Origin of the sequence: Streptomyces sp. CAU 1734, assembly GCF_039888735.1 — a bacterium.
Taxonomy (GTDB): domain Bacteria; phylum Actinomycetota; class Actinomycetes; order Streptomycetales; family Streptomycetaceae; genus Streptomyces.
The window spans coordinates 341411-359460 of record NZ_JBDQQP010000003.1; the positions used below are offsets into that span (position 1 = coordinate 341411).

The following is an 18050-nucleotide window of genomic DNA, read 5'->3' on the forward strand; positions in this document are numbered from 1 at the left end:
GCACATGTCCCGTCCCCGTACCCCCCGCCGCCTCGCGTTCGCGATGCCCGCGGCGCTCACGGCCCTCGCCCTCACCGCGCTGCCCGCCTTCGCGACCTCGACGCCCGCGCAGATCGCCACGTCCAAGACCAACGGTGTCGCCCACCTCAAGTCGCTCCAGGCCGCCGACGGTTCCTATGCCGGGTCCGGCCTCTCCAACGAGTGGGCGTTCAGCGCCCTCGCCGCCGCAGGCACGGCCGTCGTGGACGTCGCCCCGGGCGGTGACACCACCAAGAACGCCAGAACCGTCTACCGCGATCTGATCTCCACCGCCGCCTGGCCGTCGGCGGCCCCGGTGGTCACCGACTACGAGCGAGGCGCGCTCAACGCCTACGCCGCGGGCATCGACCCGGCGCGTGTCTCGGCCTCGCGCAACCTCATCGCGAACATCTACGGGTACTGGCAGACGGCCGAGGCGGGGTACTTCGGCCCGTCCGCGAACTTCAACGGCACCGTCTTCGCCGCACTCGCGCTGGGCGGTGCCAGGACCCGGACGGGCACCACCCGCGTCCCGCAGGCCCTGACCACCTCGATGGTCACCCGGATCCGGGCCAACCAGCACAACGACGGCGGCTGGACGTACCAGAAGGTGGAGGGCAACCCCACCGCCATCAACTCCGCGAGCGATGTGGACATGACCGGTGCCGCGATGGCCGCCCTGTGTGTCTCCGGCGTCCCGAACACCGACACGGACGTCGTCCAGGCCAAGAACTTCCTCAAGGGCAAGCTGGTCAGCGCCTCCGGTGCCTTCAGCTCCCTCTACGGGGTCAACACCAGCTCCAACGGCTGGGGCGTCGCCGGTCTGAACGCCTGCGGCATCAACCCGCAGTCGGCGGAGTTCACCACGCCCCACGGCAAGACGCCGGTCGACTTCCTCATCGCCAACCAGTACAACCCGGCGGGCGGTTTCAAGTACAAGCCCGCCGACACGGTGCCCTCCGCGTACGCCTCCATCGACGCGCTGCGCGCGGTCGCCGGAGCGGGCTTCACCGCCGCCCCGCCGGCTCCGGTCACCCCGGGCGCCCCCCAGTGGGTCGCCGAACCCGCCTTCACCCCGGGCACCGCGGCCAGGCTGGCGCTGACCGTCGACGACGGCGCGGGGAACCTCAGGGTGTGCTCGGTCTCCCTCACACCCGCGGGAGCCACCACGACCCTCGGCGACGTCCTCGCGGCGGCGACGAGCGCCGCCACCCCGTCCGGCTGTGTCACGGGTGTGACCCCCGCGTCCGGCACCGGCACCGTCACATCGGTCAACGGCAAGGCCAACAGCGGCTCCGACACCTGGAAGGTCAGCGTCGACGGCTCCTCCTTCGCCGGCGCCCTCCGCGAGAAGACGATCAGCGTGGGGGACACCATCGCGCTGCGCTGGGGCGCCTGAGCCCCCCGGGTGGGGGCCGCCGGGCCCCCACCCGGGCATCCCCACCCGGGCATCCCCACCCGGGCATCCCCGGCCGGGCGCGCCGGGCCGGGGATGCCGCCGAGAGCCGCGGACCCCCCGCCGGCGCGGAAAGGCCCCGTACCGCCGCACGGCGGTACGGGGCGGGGCCCGGCCACCTCCGTACGCGGCTCCGTCAGACCGCCGGTCCCGGATCGACCGGATGGGCGGCCAGGGCGTGCACCGTGACGTCCATCCAGGGCCAGACCGGCAGCCCCGAGATGACGGTGTGGAGTTCGGTGGGGTCGGCCGCCCGCCACAGGCCCCAGTTCTCGGTCCGGCCGGGGACCCGCCACATGCGGACCAGATGTCCGGACGCGGCGAGCTCGGCGGCGCGGCCGCGCTCCTCCTCGGAGACCGCCGCCTTGAGCCCGGGGTCCATGGCCTCGGGCCAGGTGATCCGGATGTTGACGAGAAATTCCATGGGACGCTTCCTGTTCCTGAGGGGTCGGGGGATTTCCGGGCGGGCGGTCAGTCGCCGAACGGGTCGGACGGGGTGCCGTGCTCGGTGACGACGGATTTGGTCTGGAGGAACTCGGCGACGGCCTCGACACCGTTCTCCCGTCCCAGGCCGGACTGCTTGTAGCCGCCGAACGGCACGCTCCAGTGCAGCAGCCGGTAGGTGTTCACCCAGACCACGCCCGCCTCCAGCCGCCGGGCCACCCGGTGCGCGCGGGCCGCGTCGCGGGTCCAGAAGCCCGCGGCCAGGCCGTACTCGACGGAGTTGGCCAGTGCCACCGCCTCCTCCTCGGTGTCGAAGGGGTGCACGGTGACCACCGGCCCGAAGATCTCCTCCCGGCAGACCGCGAGGTCGGGCGAGGCGTCGGCCAGTACGGTCGGCTCGTACCAGAAGCCCGCCACGGCGGGCTCGGGCACCGCGGCCCGCCGTCCGCCGGTGACGGCCCGCGCGCCCTTCGCCAGGGCCTCGTCCACATAGCCCTCGATCCGCGCCAGGGCCGCCGCCGATGCCACCGGCCCGACGTGGGTGCGCGGATCGCGGGGGTCGCCGACCCGCAGCCGCCCGACCGCCTCCCCGTACCTGCGGAGGAACTCCTCGTACACCTCGCGCTGCACCAGGACCCGGGAGCCCGCGACACAGGTCTGGCCGGCCGCGGCGAAGGCGCCCTGCCGGGCCGCGACGACGGCGGCGTCGAGATCGCCGTCGGCGAAGACGATGTGCGCGGACTTGCCGCCCGCCTCACAGACATAACGCTTCATCCGCTCGGCCGCGCGCGCCCCGAGCGCACGGGCGACCGCGGTGCTGCCGGTGAAGGTGACCATCGCGACGCCGGGGTGGTCGGTGAGGCGCCGGCCCTCGTCGGCCCCGCCGATGACGACGCTGATCACCCCGGCGGGGAACCCGGCCTCCAGGGCCAGTTCGGCGAGGCGCACCGAGGAGGCGGGGGCCTGCGGCGGCGGTTTGAGGATCACGGTGTTGCCCGCGGCCAGCGCCGGGGCGAGCTTCCAGGAGCCCAGCGAGAGCGCGCCGTTGAAGGGGGTGAGCGCGGCGACCACGCCCAGCGGCTCCCGGGTGATGAGCGCCCTCGCCGTGCCGCTGAGCGGACGGGAGACGTCCTCCAGTGTCTCCGCCACGGCCGCGAAGTAGCGGTACCAGCGGGCCAGCGCGCCCACCTCGCCCCGGGTGGCCGACAGCGGTTTGCCGTTCGCCCGGGTCTCCAGCTCCGCGAGCTCCCCGGTGTGCGCGACGAGCACATCGCCGAGGCGGTGGAGCAGATCGGCGCGGGCGTGGGCGGGGAGCGCGCCCCAGGAGGGGGCGAGGAAGGCGGCGCGGGCCGCGTCCACGGCGGCGTCCACGGCGTCCGGATCCTGGTGGGCACGGGCCCAGACCTCCCCGGTGGCCGGGTCGGTGAGCGGTACCGCCGTACCCGCGGGTGCGCGCCGGGCCCCGCCCGTGTGGGAGGTGTAGTCCTCGAGGGCCGGCGGGGTGTCGGGGGTGGTCATGGAGCGGTGGTCCTTTCCGGGGACGGTGATGACGGGGGCCGGCGCTGCCCGGACATGGACGGACTCGTCCCGGACAGGGCGGCTCGTACGTCGGGGGAGTCGGCGCGGTGGCAGGCCAGGGTGTGTCCGGCCGTCCCGGCGGCGACGGCCGGCGGCGGCGGGCCCTCCCGGCAGATCTCGGCGGCGAACGCGCAGGAGCGCTGGAAACGGCAGCCCGGCAGCGGATCGGCCGGGTCCGGGGGCTCCGCGCGGGTGCGCGTCCCGGCGCCCGGGCCGGGCGCCCGCGGGTCGGGCACGGGCACGGCCGCCAGCAGTGCGTGGGTGTACGGATGGCGCGGCGAGGAGAACACCTCGTCGCAGGGGCCGCTCTCCATGATCAGGCCGCCGTACATGACGATGACATGGTCCGAGATGTGCCGTACCACGCTCATGTCGTGGGAGATGAAGAGAAAGCTGACGTCCCGGTCGCGGCGGAGGTCCTTGAGGAGATTGACGATCTGCCCCTGGATGCTGACGTCGAGCGCGGAGACGATCTCGTCGCAGACGATGAAACGGGGCTCGACCGCGAGGGCGCGGGCGATGGCCGCGCGCTGGCGCTGGCCGCCGGAGAGCTCATGGGGATAGCGGTCGGCGAGCTCCGGGCGGAGGCCGACCCGGGCGAGGAGTTCCCCGACCCGCTCCCCGGCTCTCTCGCGGGGTGCCGTCCGGTGCACCGAGACCACCTCGCGGATCATCGCCCTGATGGTCATGCGCGGGTTGAGGCTGGCGTACGGGTCCTGGTGGACGATCTGCGCGAGCCGGGGCAGCGCGCCCTCGCGGCGGAGCTCCTCCAGGGCCCGGCCGTGCACGCTGACCCGCCCCGACGCGATGGGCGAGAGGCCGACCAGAGCACGTCCGGTGGTGGTCTTCCCGCTGCCGCTCTCGCCGACGATGGTGACGATGCTGCGGGCGGGCACGGTGAAGGAGACCCCGTCCACGGCGTGCGCGGTGCCGGTGACCCGCCGCAGCACCCCGGTGCGGATGGGGAAGTGGACCTTCAGATCGGTGACGGAGACGGCGTCGGGCGGTCCCGCGCCGGGTGACGAGGTGCCGGCGGCGTTCATGAGCGCTCTCCTCGGTGGTCCGCGGCGGCGGGGACCGGTGCGGTGTGGGGGCAGCGGACGAGATGCCCGGGGGCGGCGGAGGTGAGGGTGAGGAGTTCGGGGACGGAGTCCTCGCACCCCTGGCGGGCGGCGGCGCAGCGCGGCTGGAAGGCGCAGCCGGGCGGCGGCGCGGCGGGGTCGGGCGGGAAGCCGGGGATGGCGGGCAGATACTCGGCCCGCTCGCGGTCCATCCGGGGAATGGACTCCATCAGGGCCCGGGTGTAGGGGTGGGCGGGGTGGTCGAAGAGCGCGGTGGTGGGGGCCGTCTCCACGATCCGGCCCGCGTACATCACCGCGATCCGGTCGGTCACCCCGGCGACGACCCCGAGGTCGTGGGTGATGAGGATCAGGGCCATCCGGAGCTCCTTGCGGAGCCGGTCGATGAGCTGGAGCACCTGCGACTGGATGGTGACATCGAGGGCGGTGGTGGGCTCGTCGGCGATCAGGACCCGGGGTTCGCGGCTGATCGCCATGGCGATCAGAACGCGCTGGCGCATACCGCCGGAGAGTTCGTGGGGATGGCTGCGGAGCCGCTCACGGGCGCCGGGGAGACCGACGAGGTCCAGGAGTTCGGCGCACCGCGCGGCGGCGTCCCGCCGGCTGAATCCGTCGTAGTGGATGAGGGGTTCGGCCATCTGCGCGCCGATGGTCATGGCCGGGTTGAGCGCGGAGAGCGCGTCCTGCGAGACGAGCCCGATCCCGGAGCCCCGGACCGCGCGCATCTGCCGGGGCGTGAGCGCGGTCAGCTCCTTCCCGTCGAAGGTCACCCGGCCGGAGATCTCGGCGCCGGCGGGGCCGAGCATCCGCAGAACGGCCAGCATGGTCTGGCTCTTGCCGCAGCCGGACTCGCCGACGACGCCGAGCGACTCGCCCGCGACGACGCTGAAGGAGACATCGCGCACGGTCTCCAGAGGTGCGCCGCCGTCCTGATTCCGGCCGCGGTGGGCGACCCTGAGGTGTTCGACTTCCAGTACGGTCACGGTGAGGTCCTCCCTGGGCCGTGTACTCGGAGTTCCGTCGGTCCGTCCGGCGGACGACGCCACTTCGCGAACACTTCCTAGGCCAGTTTGATCTTCGGGTTGAAGTACGCCTGGACCACGTCGACCAGGAAATTGATCAGCACGAACGCGACGGCGATGACGAGGATGCCGCCCTGTACGAGGGGGATGTCCCGGGTGGAGATGGCCTGGTGGAGGGCGAGGCCGATGCCCGGCCAGGAGAACACCGTCTCGGTGAGCACCGCCCCGCTGAGCAGGAAGCCCGCCTGGAGGCCGATCACCGTGATGACGGACGGCATGGCGTTGGGGAGCACATGGCGGACGATCACCCGGAACTCGCCGACGCCGCGCGAGCGGGCGGTGCGGACATAGTCGTTGCCGATCACCTCCAGCACCGATGAGCGGGTCATCCGGGCGATGACCGCCAGCGACCAGGCGGCGAGGGTGATGACCGGAAGCACCATGTGGGCGGCGACGTCGACCGCCCCGCCGCCGCCGATGGAGGTCATTCCGGTGGCGGGCAGTATCCGCAGTTGCAGCGAGAAGACGACGATGAGCACCAGTCCGAACCAGAACGACGGCACGGAGTTGAAGAACAGCACGCCGACGGTGAGGCTGCGGTCCCGGACCGAGCCGGGCTTCTGCGCGGCCCAGGTGCCGATGGCGACGCCCACGACCGCCGCGACGACGATCGCGGTGCCCGACAGCAGCAGGGTGTTGAGCAGCCGGTCGGAGAGGACCTCGGAGACCGGCCGGCCGAAGGTGAGCGAGCGGCCCAGATCACCGCTGAGGAGACTGCCGAGATAGGTGAAGTAGCGGGAGAGGGCCGGTTCGTCGAGGCCGAGGTCCTCGCGGAGCGCCTGGCGGTCCTCCTCGGACGAGGTGGGCCCGAGCAGGGCGCTCGCCTGGTCGCCGGGGATGATCTGGCCGAGGCCGAAGGTGGCGATGGTCACCCCCAGGATGACCGGGAGCATGTGCAGCGCGCGGCGCAGCGTGAAGGTCAGCATGGTGCGTCTCCAGGGCTGTTCATGACCGGGTCCACAGGGTGCGCCGGCCGCCGCCGCGCGCGGCCCGGGATGTCCGGCTGCGCGGGTCGAGCCGGTCGCGGATGCCGTCCCCGAGCAGGTTGAACCCGACGGCGAGCACGACGATCGCCAGACCGGGGATGGTGGCGACATGGGGTGCGGTCACCAGCAGGGCGCGTCCGCCGCTGAGCATCTGGCCCCAGTCGGGGGTGGGCGGCTGGGCGCCCAGGCCGAGGAAGGCGAGGCTGGAGCTCAGGATGACGTTGCGGCCGGTCTGGAGGGTGGCGAAGACGGCCACGCCGCCGAGCAGGTTCGGGGTGATGTGGCGGAAGGCGATGCGCGCATGGCTGTAGCCGAGGGCGCCCGCGGCCTCCACGTACTGCTCCTGCCGCAGGGCGATGACATTCCCCCGCACGATCCGCCCGAACTCGGGAACGGTGACCACCACCATGGCGATGACCATGGAGGTGATGCCGGGACCGAGGGCGACGCCGATGCCGAGGGCGAGCAGGATCCCCGGGAAGGAGAACATCACGTCGAAGACGCGCATCAGCGTGCTGTCCAGCCAGCCGCCGACATAGCCGGAGAGCAGTCCGAGGCAGCCGCCGATGACGAGCGCCGCCAGCGTCGGCAGCACGGCGACCAGCAGGGCGAGCCGGGTGCCGTACATCAGCCTGCTGAGAATGTCGCGGCCGACCTCGTCGGTGCCGAGGAGATGGCCGCCGCTGAAGGGGCCGAGCCCGATGGACGAGGGGTTGGTGGCGAGCGGGTCGTCCGGGGCGATCAGCGGTGCGAGGAGCGCGACCAGGACCGTGACGGCGACGATGGCGCCGCCTATGAGGGCGGTGGTGTTGCCGCCCGCCGGCGAGCGGAGGCGGGCGCGCCGCCGGGGGGCCGTGGCCCGTGCGCCGGGGGGAGCGGGTGGTGCCGCAGTGGCCTTCATGGCTGTGCTCTCCTCACCGGCGGCGGATGGTGGTGTAGTCGATGTAGACGGACGCCGCGGGCACGACCCCGTCCACCTTGCGGCTCAGCAGCCGGGGCAGCCGGTCCTGGTAGAGGAAGACCCAGGGCGCGCCGGCCGCGATGCCGTCGGCGGCCTCCCGGTAGAGCCCGGTGCGGCGGTCCGCGTCGGGTTCGCCCCGGGCGCGGTCGAAGAGGGCGTCGACCTCCCGGTCGCGGTACCAGCCGCGGTTGACACCGTTGGGGGGATGCAGTTCGCCGCTGAACATCCGCTCCAGGAAGTCGGCGGCGTCCGCCCCGGTGGTCCACCCGTTGAAGGAGCCGTGGGTGGTGGTGTTGTAGCCGTTGCCCTCCTCGGCGACGAGCGAGGCGAACTCCATGTACTGGGTGTCCAGCCGGACGCCGACCGCTTTGAGGTCCTGCTGGATGAGCGACATGATCTCGGTGGCCTGGGAGAAGCCGGGGCCGCTGTTGGGTGCGAGCATCCGCAGCCGTACGGGGGTGGGCACCCCGCTCTCGCGGATGAGCCGGCGGGCCCGTTCGGGGTCGTGGGAGTAGGCGTCGGCGCCGGCGTCCTCCCGGTACGCCTCATTGCCCCGGGGCAGCGGTCCGGTGGAGGGGGCGACCTGCCGGCCGGTGAGGGTGGCGATGGCCCGGCGGTCGACGGCGTGGTTGAGCGCCCGCCGGAAGACGGCGTTGTCGGTGGGGGCGATCCGCGTGTTGAGCCGGAGGAAGTACTGATTGGCGGGTTCGGGGTACTGCACGGTCATGGTGCCGCCGCCGGCGAGCTGCTGGACCTGCTGGGCCCCGGCGCTGAGGATCGCGTCCACCTCGCCGGTCTGGGCGGCGATGGCGAGTGTGGTGGGGTCGGTGACGGACTCCACGATGATGGCCGGGGTCTTGGGCACTCCGCCCCAGTAGGCGGGGTTCCGCTTCAGCGTGACGCGTTTGCCGCGGTCGGCGGACTCCTGGGTGAACGGGCCGGTGCCGACCGGGTGCAGACCGATGTCGTCGGGCCGGTGGGTGCGGAGCGCCCGTGGGCTGATGATCGACATCCGGCGGTCGGTGAGTACCCGGGGGAGGCCGGCGTACGGCTCGGTGAGCCCGAGGGTGACCGTGTGCGCGTCGCGGACCTCGACCTTCTTGATCCAGCGGGTCAGGAACTTCATGTTGCCGGCGGCCGTCGGGTCGTGGAAGGCGGAGCTCTCGTCCATGATCCGGTCGAAGTTGACCTTGACGGCCGCCGCGTCGAAGGGCGTGCCGTCGGCGAAGTCGACCCCCTTGCGGAGTCCGAGGGTGTAGGTCCGCGCGTCGGCGGAGGCCTGCCAGGATTCGGCGAGCCCGGGACGGAGTTCGGGCGCCTGGGCCGTCCGGGTGCCGAGATCCTCACGTATCAGCGGGTCGAAGAGAGCGTCGATGACACGGAGCACCGGGGTGCCGGAGGCGCGGTGCGGGTCCAGGGTGGGAATCTCCCCCTCGGCGCCGATGATCAGGGTGTCCTTGTCGCGGCCGAAGGAGGGGTTGGTGCCGCAGCCGGTGAGCAGGAGACCCGCGACGGCCACCCCGCTCACCATTCGGCTCAGTTGTCTTCCCGGCGGGCGTCGGCGCCCGCGGTGCGAAAGCCTCATGCTTGTCGCCTCTGCTCGTGGTTGAGGTCGTGGAGAACCGCTCCGGCCGTGTTCCTGCCTGGTGTCCCGGTGATGTAGCCGCCGGGCCAGGTCCCGGCTCCGCTGATGTAGAAGCCCCTCAGCGGGGTGCGGTATCCGGCGACCTCGGGATGCGGGCGGGCCCCGAAGAGATTGCCGGGCAGCATGTCCCCGTGGGTGATGTTGCTCTCCGGCAGGCCCAGCTCGCTCTCGATCTCCACCGGATTCATGAACCGGTGGTCGACGATCCGCTCGGCGAGTCCCGGCATCAGCCGGGACAGCTCGTCGACGCACCGGCGGCCGAAGCGCTCCGTGCGCTCGGCGTCCCAGGGCCCGTCGTGCGGACGGTAGGGGGCGTGCCAGGCGTTGACGCTGATGAGATGGGTGTTGCCCGGGGTGAGGCCGGGCGAGGTGAGGGTCGGTATCAGCCCCCACATCAGGGGGTGCTCGCTGAAGTGGCCCCGCAGCGCCCGGGTGATCGACTCCTCGATCCGGCCGAGCGAGGAGCCCACCCGGAACTGGCAGGCCCGCACCCGGTCGGGGTCGGCGTCCTCGGGGAGACCCGCGTACGCGGGCAGCGAGTCGACCTCCAGGACAATCTTGAACGCCGATCCGCGCATCGCCGTGCCCGCGACCTCCGCGCGGATCTCGGGGCCCATCGCCGCGTCGTCCAGCAGATCGCGGAAGAGGTGGACGGGGTTGACCGCCGACACCACCCGGCCGGCGGTGAACTCCTCGCCCGAGGCGGTGACGACGCCCCGGACCCCGCCGTCGCCGTGCAGGACGCGCACCACCGGGGAGTCGGTGCGAAGGGTGACCCCGTGGGCGCGGCAGCAATCCGCCAGCGCGTCCGCGATGGCGCTCATCGACCCGACCGGGAGACCGGTGGAGCCGCGGAGCGCGACCCGCTCGGCGCCGTCGGCTGAGCGGGGCGCCGAGGCCAGGGCGAACGGGCGCATCATCAGTCCGACGGCGCTGCCGGGCGCGGAGGGCGGTACGAGCTGGGCGTTGAGCGCCAGCAGGGCGAGCAGCGCCTTGGCCTCGCCGGACCGGAGACGCCCGTCGAGCAGTCCGGTGAGACTGCCCTCGAAGACGGCGTCGAAGAGCTCGCGCTCCCCGGGACCGGTCAGCCGTTCCCGGAGCGCGGAGAGGGCGGGCGGGGGCTCGTCCAGGGAGACCCGGAGGCCGGCGCCGAGCCGTTCGAGAGCGCTGATCAGCTCCCGGTAGCGGTCGGCCTCGCCCGGCGCGAAGGCGTCGAGCTGCCGGTCGACACGGGCGGGGTCGCGCCAGCCGAGAAAGCACCGGCCGTCGAACTGCTGGACGACGGTCGGATCGGGCCGGATGAACCGGAGACCGTGGTCGGCGAGCCGCAGTTCGCTGACCACGGCCGGGTTGAGCGACCCGGGCGAGTTGGTGAAGGCGAGGCTGCGGCCGGGCAGGAACTCATAGCCCCCGCAGGGCCCGCCGAGCCGCCGGCGGGCTTCGACCACGGCGACGCGCAGTCCGGCCCGGCCCAGATAGGCGGCTGTCACCAGCCCGTTGTGGCCGCCGCCGACGACCACGGCGTCAAACCGGTTCATGCCCACGATTCCTCTCCGCTCTCACGCCGTCTCGGCCGCGGCCGTCAGTTCCCGGGACCGGCCGTGAAGCCGGCGTCGAACAGGCGCAGCCAGTTGCCGCCGGAGATCCGCTCGATCTCGCTCTCGCCGAATCCGCGCTCGCGCAGTTCCGCCAGGACGGCGGCGTAGCCGCGGCCGGCGGCGAACCACCCGGGGAATTCGACGGGTCCGGAGATGGGGACCATGGGCTTGCGGCTCCAGCGCCCCTGCCGCCACCAGTGGAGTTCCTCGTCGCCCTGGCCGGCGTAGTAGTCGGAGCCGAGTCCGACATGGTCGGCGCCGATCAGATCGACGGTGTAGGCGATCATGTCGCAGAACTGGCCGACGGTGCAGTCGACGCCGTTGGGGGCGATTCTCGGGTACATGCTCAGGCCCACGACGCCGCCGGATTCGGCCGCCTTCCTGAGCACCGTGTCGGACTTGTTGCGGAAGGCCAGTTCGACGTTCTCGCCGACGAATCCCCGGGGGTTGGAGTGGGTGATCGCCACCGGCCGTTCGGATGTCTCCAGGGCTTCGAGGGAGGTGCGCTCATTGCAGTGGGAGACGTCGATGACCATGCCCACCCGGTTCATCTCCCGGATCAGATTGACTCCGTAGGTACGGGAGAGGCCGGCGTCGTCGCCCTCCCAGCAGCCCGCGCCGGCGGAGTTCTGGGTGTTGTAGGTGAGCTGGGCGATCCGCACTCCGGCCTGGTGGAAGGCGCCGACGAGGTCGAGGTCGTCCTCGAAGGGGCTGCTGTTCTGGAATCCGAGGACGACGGCGGTACGGCCGTCGTTCCCGGCTGCGCGGATGTCGTCGGCGGAGCGGCCCTCCCGGAGGAGGTCGGCGTTCTCCGCGAGCAGCCGCTGCCAGCGGCCGACCTCGCGCATGGTCTCGGTGGAGTCCTCCCAGATGGCGACGGTGGCATGGACGCCGGCTATTCCGGCGGCGTGCCATTCCTCGAATCGCTCGCGGGCGGGCTTGACGAACTGCAATGCGTCTACCAGCACGTGCTGTCCTCTTCCGGTGGGTGGGGCCGTGTCGTCCGGGCGGGATGACGGCCCGGTGTGTGAACGGCGGCGGGTGCCGCCGGCCGGCGCGGAGCGCGGGGCTGGTGTCAGACCACTCGGCCGAGACGGCCGAGCTGGGCGATCTCGTCACGGAGCCCCAGCGTCCGCAGGGCGCTCCACAGGGATGCCTGATTGCTGGTCACCACCGGGCGGCCGGTGTCCATTTCGAGGTAGGGCAGGATCTCGAAGGTCCGGTAGGTGCCGCAGGAGATCAGCAGCGCGTCGGCGTCGGGGGCGGCCCTGTGCAGCCTGCGCCCCAGCCGGTAGGCGCTGTCCGCGTCATGGACGCTGGCCTCGTAGGGGTCGGTCATCTGGAGCCCCTCCATCACGGGCACCTCGAAGCCGACGGCGGTGAGATACGCGCGCAGCGCCTCATTGACCTCGTCGGTGTAGATGCTGCCGACGGCGACCGAGGTGGCGCCCACGGCGCGCAGGGCGTCGACGGTCGCCTGCATCATGGTGATCGCCGGGATCCCGGTCTCGGACCTGATCTCGGCGGTGACCTTCTCGTCGGTGCCGGGGCCGGGTATGAAGGTGCCGGGCGCCCCGCACTGCACGATCAGGTCCACCTTCGCGGTGGCGAGCTGCCGGGAGGCGTCCAGCACCTGGCTCATCATTTCGCGGAGGCCCTCCGCGTCGACGCGGGGAACGATGGTCCGGGCGTCGGCGAAGGCCACTCCGGTGGGCGCGACGGAGCGCCACTCCTCCGCCCCCTCTATCGCGGTCGCCGGGCGTATCTGTCCGATGCGTGCACGCCAGCCGAGCATCATAGGGCATTTCTCCTGAAATGAGCTGTGTCTGCGGAATGGTGAAGATGTCGGGCAAGAGCCGCTGTGAGTGATGTAGTGCACGGATTCTGCTGTGTGAAATGCCGCCCGTATAGCGGCAAAGGTCCTGCTTCCCTCTGGGATCGACCGAGGTCGGCACTGCCGCGAAGCAATCTGGGACAGTGGACCAGATCGTTTGGGACACCGTACCCACGTGTTTCGGCCAGGTCAATGGAGAGGTGGCCGGGAGGTGACTCGGCGTGGGCCCGTGCCGGGCGCGGGCGGCCCCGGACACGCGGCGCGACGGCGCGGGCGGAGGGGGCGCGGTGTGCGGTGTGCGCGACGGGCGGGACGCGCGGGCCCTTCACGGGCCGGGGGAGTACACGCCCGGCGGGAACGCGCCGGCACGGTGAGCGCGGCGTGCGGACCGCCGGGGAGTGCGCCGCGGCGCCGGGCTCCGGGGAACCGTCCGCCCGCCGGCCCCGGAGGGCACGGCGGGCGGAGGCTCTCACACGGTGCGGTACGGGCGCGGGGCGGCCCGGGGGATCGGGCCCATGCGGTGCGGGCCCGGGGGCGTGACCTCGGACGGTCCGCCGGGGGGAGGGGTCAGGCGGGCTGGCGCCAGCGGATGGCGATCTGGGCCGCCGCCGCCCGGAGGGTCGGGACCAGCTCGGTCATGCGCCGGTCCGCGAGCCGCGCCTCGGGGCCGTAGATGCTCAGCGCCGCGGTGACGGTGCCCTGGGTCGCGATGGGCACGGCCACCCCGCACCCTCCCATGATCCACTCGCCGCGGCTGAAGGCGTACCCCTGATCACGCGCGGCGGCCACCCGGGCGGTGATCTCCGCGGCGCCGGCCGCCCCGGTCGCGGAGACATGCTCCCGCACCAGGTGCTCCAGATGGGCTTCGGGCAGCATCGACAGCAGCACCCGGCCCGTCGCGCCGGAGAAGAGCGAGTAGGGGCGGCCGACCCCCGTGATCAGACGCAGCGGCTGGGAGCTCTCCACCTCGTACACCGTCACCCGGCGGCCGTCCACCACGGCGGAGACGCATGCGGTCTCGCCCGTCGCGGCGGCGATGCGGGCCGTGGCCTCCGAGGCGGCGCTCACCAGGTCGCTGTTGGCGGCGTGCCGCCAGGCCAGGGTGAGCGCGGCCGGACCGATCACGTACTTGCGGGAGTTCTCGTCCATCACGGCGAGCCCGACCCGCTCCAGCGAGGCGAGGATCCGCTGGGTGGAGCTCTTGCTGATCTCCAGATCCCGGCTCAGTTCACGCACCCCGCGCGGCCGGTCGGCCTCGGCGATCGTCTTCAGCACCAGCAGGGCGTGGTCCACGATCTGCACCGTGCTCGCGCCGGCCGTCCGCCCTGCGGCGGTGTCCTCCGCGGGCGCGCCGCCGGGCGCGGGGGTCTCCGAGCTCTCCGGCCCCTGTTCGTTCGCCATGGGGCCGGTCCTCTCCCTCGGGAAGCATGGCCCGGTGCGAGGGCGCCCCCACCGGGACGGCCCGGACCCTGTCCGCGCTCGTGCATGAATGATCGCTCGCGATTATCACACAGTGCCCACACCGCGTCATCCATGGTCGGCGCCCGACTGCCGCCGCCCGCCCGGCGGGCCGGTGATGCCGCGGTGGGTGGGGAACCGGGTGATCCGGTGGCCTGGAGCCGGGCGGATGGCCGGAAGCCGCCGGTGCGCCGCGCCGCGCACGGGCGGGCGGGGGAGCCCGCCCGCCACCGCCGGCGGCAGGCGCCGCGGGAGGGGAAGCGCTGCTGGAGGACGGGCCCGTCCGCGGGGCGGGGCGTACCCGCCGGAGCGCGGGTGACACAGGGCTGGGTGAACGGGTGTACGAATCCAGCCGTTTCGTAGATCGGGCTCCCAACGAGTCACCGGAGGCGGAAAACTTGAGCTGCGGCGCGCGCTCCCGGCTGGCCTGGAACAGATGAAATTCCCCTGCACTTTCACGTCAAATTCATTGAAGAGATCAGGAGTGTCCGGATGGCCCGCTTGCGCCTTACCCGACCCGCAACCCTTGCCGCCGCGGCGGCAACCGCCCTGCTTCTCGTGGGCACGGCCCCCGTGGCGGTGGCCGAACCCTCCGGACAGCTGCCGTCCTCGCGGCTGCTCCCGATCCCGCCGGGAGGGCTCCACAGTTTCGTCAGAGGGCTGAACAGCGGCGGCACCGTCATCGGCGAGTACTACGCGGAGGGCTCCGAGGGGCCGCTCGCGATCCGGTGGAAGGCGGGCCACCCCGGCTACACCCGCCTGGCACCGCTGCCCGGTGAGCGGTTCAGCCGCGCGACCGCGCTCAGCGACGGCGGATGGGGGGTCGGCCTGTCCTACGACAGCCCGTCCGCCCTCCACCCCGTCCGCTGGACACCGGGCGCCACCCCGGCGCGGCTGGCGCTTCCCGCCGGTTCGGCCGGCGGCAATGTGTCGGCCGTCAACAACACCGGGGTCGCGGTCGGCGACGCGCGGGAGGAGAACAACCGCTCCCAGCCGCTGCGCTGGCGCTCCAGCGGCAGCGGGACCGAACTGCCCGTGCTGCCCGGCGACAACAGCGGCACCGCGACATCGGTCAACAACGCGGGCACGGCGGTCGGCTGGACCGAGCGGCGCGACGGCGCCGCAGGCGGCACCGCGCACCCCGTCCGCTGGAACGCGGCGGGTGAGGTGCGCGCGCTGCCCCTCCCCGCCGGGTTCGCCGGGGCCAGGACCAGCCAGATCACCGACAACGGCGTGGTCCTCGGCCACGGGCGGCTCGCCGGGAGCACGGAGTACGACCGGGTCCTGGTGTGGGCGGCCGACGGCACCGTCCGCGACGCCGGGCGCGGGCGGGGATACGACGTCAACCGGGCGGGCACCGCCGTGGGTGCTTCGCTGGAGGACAACCCGAACGGCGACACGGCCCGCTGGAACGCGAACGGCACCCGGACGGTGCTCCCCAATCCGGCGGAAGCGGCCGGGGAGGTGCTGGCGGTCAACAACCGGGGCACCGCCGTCGGGTACGCGTGGCCGCCGGCCGGCAACCCCGCTCTGGACAAGGCCCTGCTGTGGAAGCCGGACGGCAGGGTCGTGGAGCTGCCGCCGTCGTCCCTCGGCCCCTACGCCGCGGCGTTCGCGATCAATGACGCCGGAGTGGTCGCCGGATTCTCCGTCGGCACCGACGGCGCGGGCAATGCGACGACCTGGCGCGCGACCGTCTGGAAGCACTGACGGAGTCCCGGCCGGGGGCTGCGGAATGCTCCCGGGAGCCCCGGCGCCCCGTACGCGGGGCGCCGGGGCTCGCCGCGCCGGAGACGGACCGTGTCTCCGGCACTCGGCCTCCCGCCCCCCCCTCCCCGCCGGCGCGCGCGGCGAGGACGTCATGACCAACACCGGCGCGCGGGCGGATCCGGGCGAACCCGCATGCGGGACGGCGCGATCAGCGGATGGGCGCGCTCCCGTGCGCGGTGTTCGTCCGCTGTGCCGTCAGCTCCCTCATCTCCAGGCAGCGACCGGCGTAGTAGGTCGCGAGTTCGTGGTTGTCGAGGTAGTCGTCGAACCCGACGCGATACGCGAGGGTCAGTTCGACCGGTGAGGGTTCGTCGTCGAACGGCCGGCTCGCGCGGAGGGCGTCGAGCACGTGCGGCATCGCGTACTGGAACCGCAGACCGCCCCGGACGTAGTGCGGCAGGCCGTCGATGGTGCGCACCTCGGCATGCCCGGCGTCCGCTCCCGAGTAGATCGGGCGGGTCGCGTTGTCGTAGCGGAAGATCTCGTTCAGCAGCGGTCTGTGCCGCTCGGGTGACTTCGGGAGGATCGCCTCGTCCCACCAGCGCTGGAAGATCGGCGCGAACCGGGGGTCGGCGTAGAGCTTGTGCAGCGACTCGACGATCAGGCCGGAGTCGGTGAACTCTCTCCCGTGACCGAGTAACTCGGCGACGGCGGGATCGGCGGAGTCCTGGAACCAGTCGGACAGGATCAGCAGGACGGCGCTCTGGGTCAGCCCGGCGAGCTCCCGCAGCGGCACCCAGATGTGCCGGAAGTACATGTTCTCGCTCATCATCCGGGCCCAGAACATGAACCGCTGCATCATCGTGTTCTCCGCGACCGTGACGGTGCGGTTGGCGAGAACGTACTCGAAGTCGTCGTTGTCGCCGCGCACGGTGACGAAGCCGTGCTCCTCGCGGTTCTCCGTGTAGCTCGTGTTGGGCAGCAGCAACAGGGGATAGACGGCGATACGGGACACATGCTCGGACAGCCGGTCGTAGCCCGTGAGGAAGGAGTCGACCGTCTCACCCGGCGCGCCCCAGATCAGCTCGGCATAGGCGTCGAGCCCCTCCGCCGCGAGCCAGGCCGCCAGATCCTTCCACTCGTTCAGCCGCATATTGCTTCTGCCCATGTCACGCAGCGCCGTGTCGTCCAGTGTCTGGAGCGCCACGGTGAACGAACTCTGGAACCCCTCGGCCTTCATCCGGCGGATGATGTTGTGGAACGTCTTGGACTTGTTCTTCGCCCACGACGTCTCCAGCGACTGCGGGAACCCGTATTTCTCGCGCGTCCGGACAAGATCCTCGACGAACTCCGCGTCCGGCTGCCGCATGCCGAAGTTCGAGTCGCACAACACCACCGTCGGAATCCGGTGATAACCGAAGAGGTCGAGCTCCGCGCGCAGCCGCTCGCGGGAGAAATCGCGCATGCGCTGGCCGACCGCGCCGCCCCAGTAACAGAACGAGCACTTGTACGGACAGCCGCGATTGGTCTCCATCAGCGCGACGTCATAGGGGAACCGGCCCCGGTGGTCGAGCAGCGGGATGGCCCCGGTGAGAAAAGGCGAGGGAATGCTGTCCAGGTCGTCGATGCGCGGTGCCTCGGCGGTGGTGTGGACCGTGCCCTCCTCGTCGCGGTAGGAGACTCCCGGCACCTGCGCGAGGTCGTGCGGCGACTTCTCCTCCAGGACGGCGAGCAGCAGATCGCGGAAGGTGAACTCACCCTCGCCGTTGGCGACGACATCGACCTGGGGAAAGCGCCGGAAGACGCGTTCCGCCTGGTGCGCGACGTGCGTTCCGCCGAAGACGACCCAGCCGTCCGGGCGCACCGACTTGTAGGTCTCGGCGAGCGCGCCGAACTGGTTGAAGTTCCAGCCGAAGACCGAGAACGCCAGCACGTCCGGCACCACCCCGGAGAAGATGGTGCGCGCCATCGATCCGAGCGATTCCCCGCCGCGGAAATTCTGAATTCCCACGTCGAATTCGGGCCCCACCACGGGATCGGCCCGTACCGCGGCCGTCAGATAGCCGGCGGCGAGCGGCATCGATTCCTTGGGCATGTCCCAGGCGCCCTGTTGCACGATCAGCGCGCTCCCGCGCTTCTCCCGTGAACGCTGTCGTGGAAAAGGAAGTGTGGACCGACTCACTGTTCTGCCCCTATGCCGC

The 18050-nt window shown here is 72.3% G+C and carries 14 protein-coding genes; 2 read left to right on the forward strand and 12 right to left on the reverse strand.

Translation table 11 applies throughout. The features are described from left to right. Positions 1-4 precede the first annotated feature (4 nt). The gene (locus AAFN69_RS07640) at positions 5-1417 is read left to right on the forward strand and encodes a hypothetical protein (RefSeq protein ID WP_347727554.1); all 1413 of its coding nucleotides are present in this window, start codon (positions 5-7) and stop codon (positions 1415-1417) included. A gap of 193 nt (positions 1418-1610) precedes the next feature. Here the strand turns inward: AAFN69_RS07640 and AAFN69_RS07645 are convergent, their stop codons facing one another. From AAFN69_RS07645 to AAFN69_RS07695, 11 genes are all read right to left on the reverse strand, one after another. After that, positions 1611-1898 carry a muconolactone Delta-isomerase family protein gene (locus tag AAFN69_RS07645; RefSeq protein ID WP_347727555.1) on the reverse strand — a complete coding sequence of 96 codons (288 nt, stop codon included), beginning with the start codon at positions 1896-1898 and terminating at the stop codon, positions 1611-1613. A gap of 47 nt (positions 1899-1945) precedes the next feature. Continuing rightward, complete coding sequence (locus AAFN69_RS07650) at positions 1946-3436, reverse strand: aldehyde dehydrogenase family protein (RefSeq protein WP_347727556.1); 1491 nt, start codon at positions 3434-3436, stop codon at positions 1946-1948. After that, positions 3433-4539 (reverse strand): ABC transporter ATP-binding protein, encoded by a 1107-nt coding sequence (locus AAFN69_RS07655; RefSeq protein WP_347727557.1) that lies wholly within the window; start codon positions 4537-4539, stop codon positions 3433-3435. The genes AAFN69_RS07650 and AAFN69_RS07655 overlap by 4 nt, the downstream gene beginning before the upstream one ends. Next, entirely contained in the window at positions 4536-5558 is a 1023-nt protein-coding gene (locus tag AAFN69_RS07660) for an ABC transporter ATP-binding protein (RefSeq protein ID WP_347727558.1), read from the reverse strand. The genes AAFN69_RS07655 and AAFN69_RS07660 overlap by 4 nt, the downstream gene beginning before the upstream one ends. Positions 5559-5635: 77 nt before the next feature. Next, positions 5636-6583, reverse strand: coding sequence for an ABC transporter permease (locus tag AAFN69_RS07665; protein WP_347727559.1), 948 nt, complete (start codon positions 6581-6583; stop codon positions 5636-5638). A 19-nt stretch (positions 6584-6602) separates the two neighbouring features. Then, positions 6603-7544 carry an ABC transporter permease gene (locus tag AAFN69_RS07670; protein ID WP_347727560.1) on the reverse strand — a complete coding sequence of 314 codons (942 nt, stop codon included), beginning with the start codon at positions 7542-7544 and terminating at the stop codon, positions 6603-6605. A 13-nt stretch (positions 7545-7557) separates the two neighbouring features. Beyond that, the gene (locus tag AAFN69_RS07675; protein WP_347727561.1) at positions 7558-9135 is read right to left on the reverse strand and encodes an ABC transporter substrate-binding protein; all 1578 of its coding nucleotides are present in this window, start codon (positions 9133-9135) and stop codon (positions 7558-7560) included. Positions 9136-9185: 50 nt separating this feature from the next. Further along, entirely contained in the window at positions 9186-10787 is a 1602-nt protein-coding gene (locus AAFN69_RS07680) for an NAD(P)/FAD-dependent oxidoreductase (RefSeq protein WP_347727562.1), read from the reverse strand. Positions 10788-10831: 44 nt separating this feature from the next. Further along, positions 10832-11815, reverse strand: coding sequence for a membrane dipeptidase (locus AAFN69_RS07685; RefSeq protein ID WP_347727563.1), 984 nt, complete (start codon positions 11813-11815; stop codon positions 10832-10834). Between the two features lie 107 nt (positions 11816-11922). Next, positions 11923-12645 (reverse strand): aspartate/glutamate racemase family protein, encoded by a 723-nt coding sequence (locus tag AAFN69_RS07690; RefSeq protein WP_347727564.1) that lies wholly within the window; start codon positions 12643-12645, stop codon positions 11923-11925. Between the two features lie 603 nt (positions 12646-13248). Next, the gene (locus tag AAFN69_RS07695; protein WP_347727565.1) at positions 13249-14082 is read right to left on the reverse strand and encodes an IclR family transcriptional regulator; all 834 of its coding nucleotides are present in this window, start codon (positions 14080-14082) and stop codon (positions 13249-13251) included. 615 nt (positions 14083-14697) lie between these two features. On the opposite strand from AAFN69_RS07695, the gene AAFN69_RS07700 reads away from it, so the two are divergent. After that, entirely contained in the window at positions 14698-15849 is a 1152-nt protein-coding gene (locus AAFN69_RS07700) for a hypothetical protein (protein WP_347727566.1), read from the forward strand. Positions 15850-16057: 208 nt separating this feature from the next. Here AAFN69_RS07700 and AAFN69_RS07705 read toward each other — a convergent pair whose 3' ends face one another. Then, positions 16058-17965 carry a KedN5 family methylcobalamin-dependent radical SAM C-methyltransferase gene (locus tag AAFN69_RS07705; RefSeq protein ID WP_347727567.1) on the reverse strand — a complete coding sequence of 636 codons (1908 nt, stop codon included), beginning with the start codon at positions 17963-17965 and terminating at the stop codon, positions 16058-16060. Positions 17966-18050 lie beyond the last annotated feature (85 nt).

Excerpts from the sequence above, each read along its gene's own strand:
- AAFN69_RS07640 (WP_347727554.1), top strand. The coding sequence starts at position 5 with ATGTCCCGTCCCCGTACCCCCCGCCGCCTCGCGTTCGCGATGCCCGCG.
- AAFN69_RS07645 (WP_347727555.1), bottom strand. The coding sequence starts at position 1,898 with ATGGAATTTCTCGTCAACATCCGGATCACCTGGCCCGAGGCCATGGAC.
- AAFN69_RS07650 (WP_347727556.1), bottom strand. The coding sequence starts at position 3,436 with ATGACCACCCCCGACACCCCGCCGGCCCTCGAGGACTACACCTCCCAC.
- AAFN69_RS07655 (WP_347727557.1), bottom strand. The coding sequence starts at position 4,539 with ATGAACGCCGCCGGCACCTCGTCACCCGGCGCGGGACCGCCCGACGCC.
- AAFN69_RS07665 (WP_347727559.1), bottom strand. The coding sequence starts at position 6,583 with ATGCTGACCTTCACGCTGCGCCGCGCGCTGCACATGCTCCCGGTCATC.
- AAFN69_RS07670 (WP_347727560.1), bottom strand. The coding sequence starts at position 7,544 with ATGAAGGCCACTGCGGCACCACCCGCTCCCCCCGGCGCACGGGCCACG.
- AAFN69_RS07675 (WP_347727561.1), bottom strand. The coding sequence starts at position 9,135 with ATGGTGAGCGGGGTGGCCGTCGCGGGTCTCCTGCTCACCGGCTGCGGC.
- AAFN69_RS07680 (WP_347727562.1), bottom strand. The coding sequence starts at position 10,787 with ATGAACCGGTTTGACGCCGTGGTCGTCGGCGGCGGCCACAACGGGCTG.
- AAFN69_RS07690 (WP_347727564.1), bottom strand. The coding sequence starts at position 12,645 with ATGATGCTCGGCTGGCGTGCACGCATCGGACAGATACGCCCGGCGACC.
- AAFN69_RS07695 (WP_347727565.1), bottom strand. The coding sequence starts at position 14,082 with ATGGCGAACGAACAGGGGCCGGAGAGCTCGGAGACCCCCGCGCCCGGC.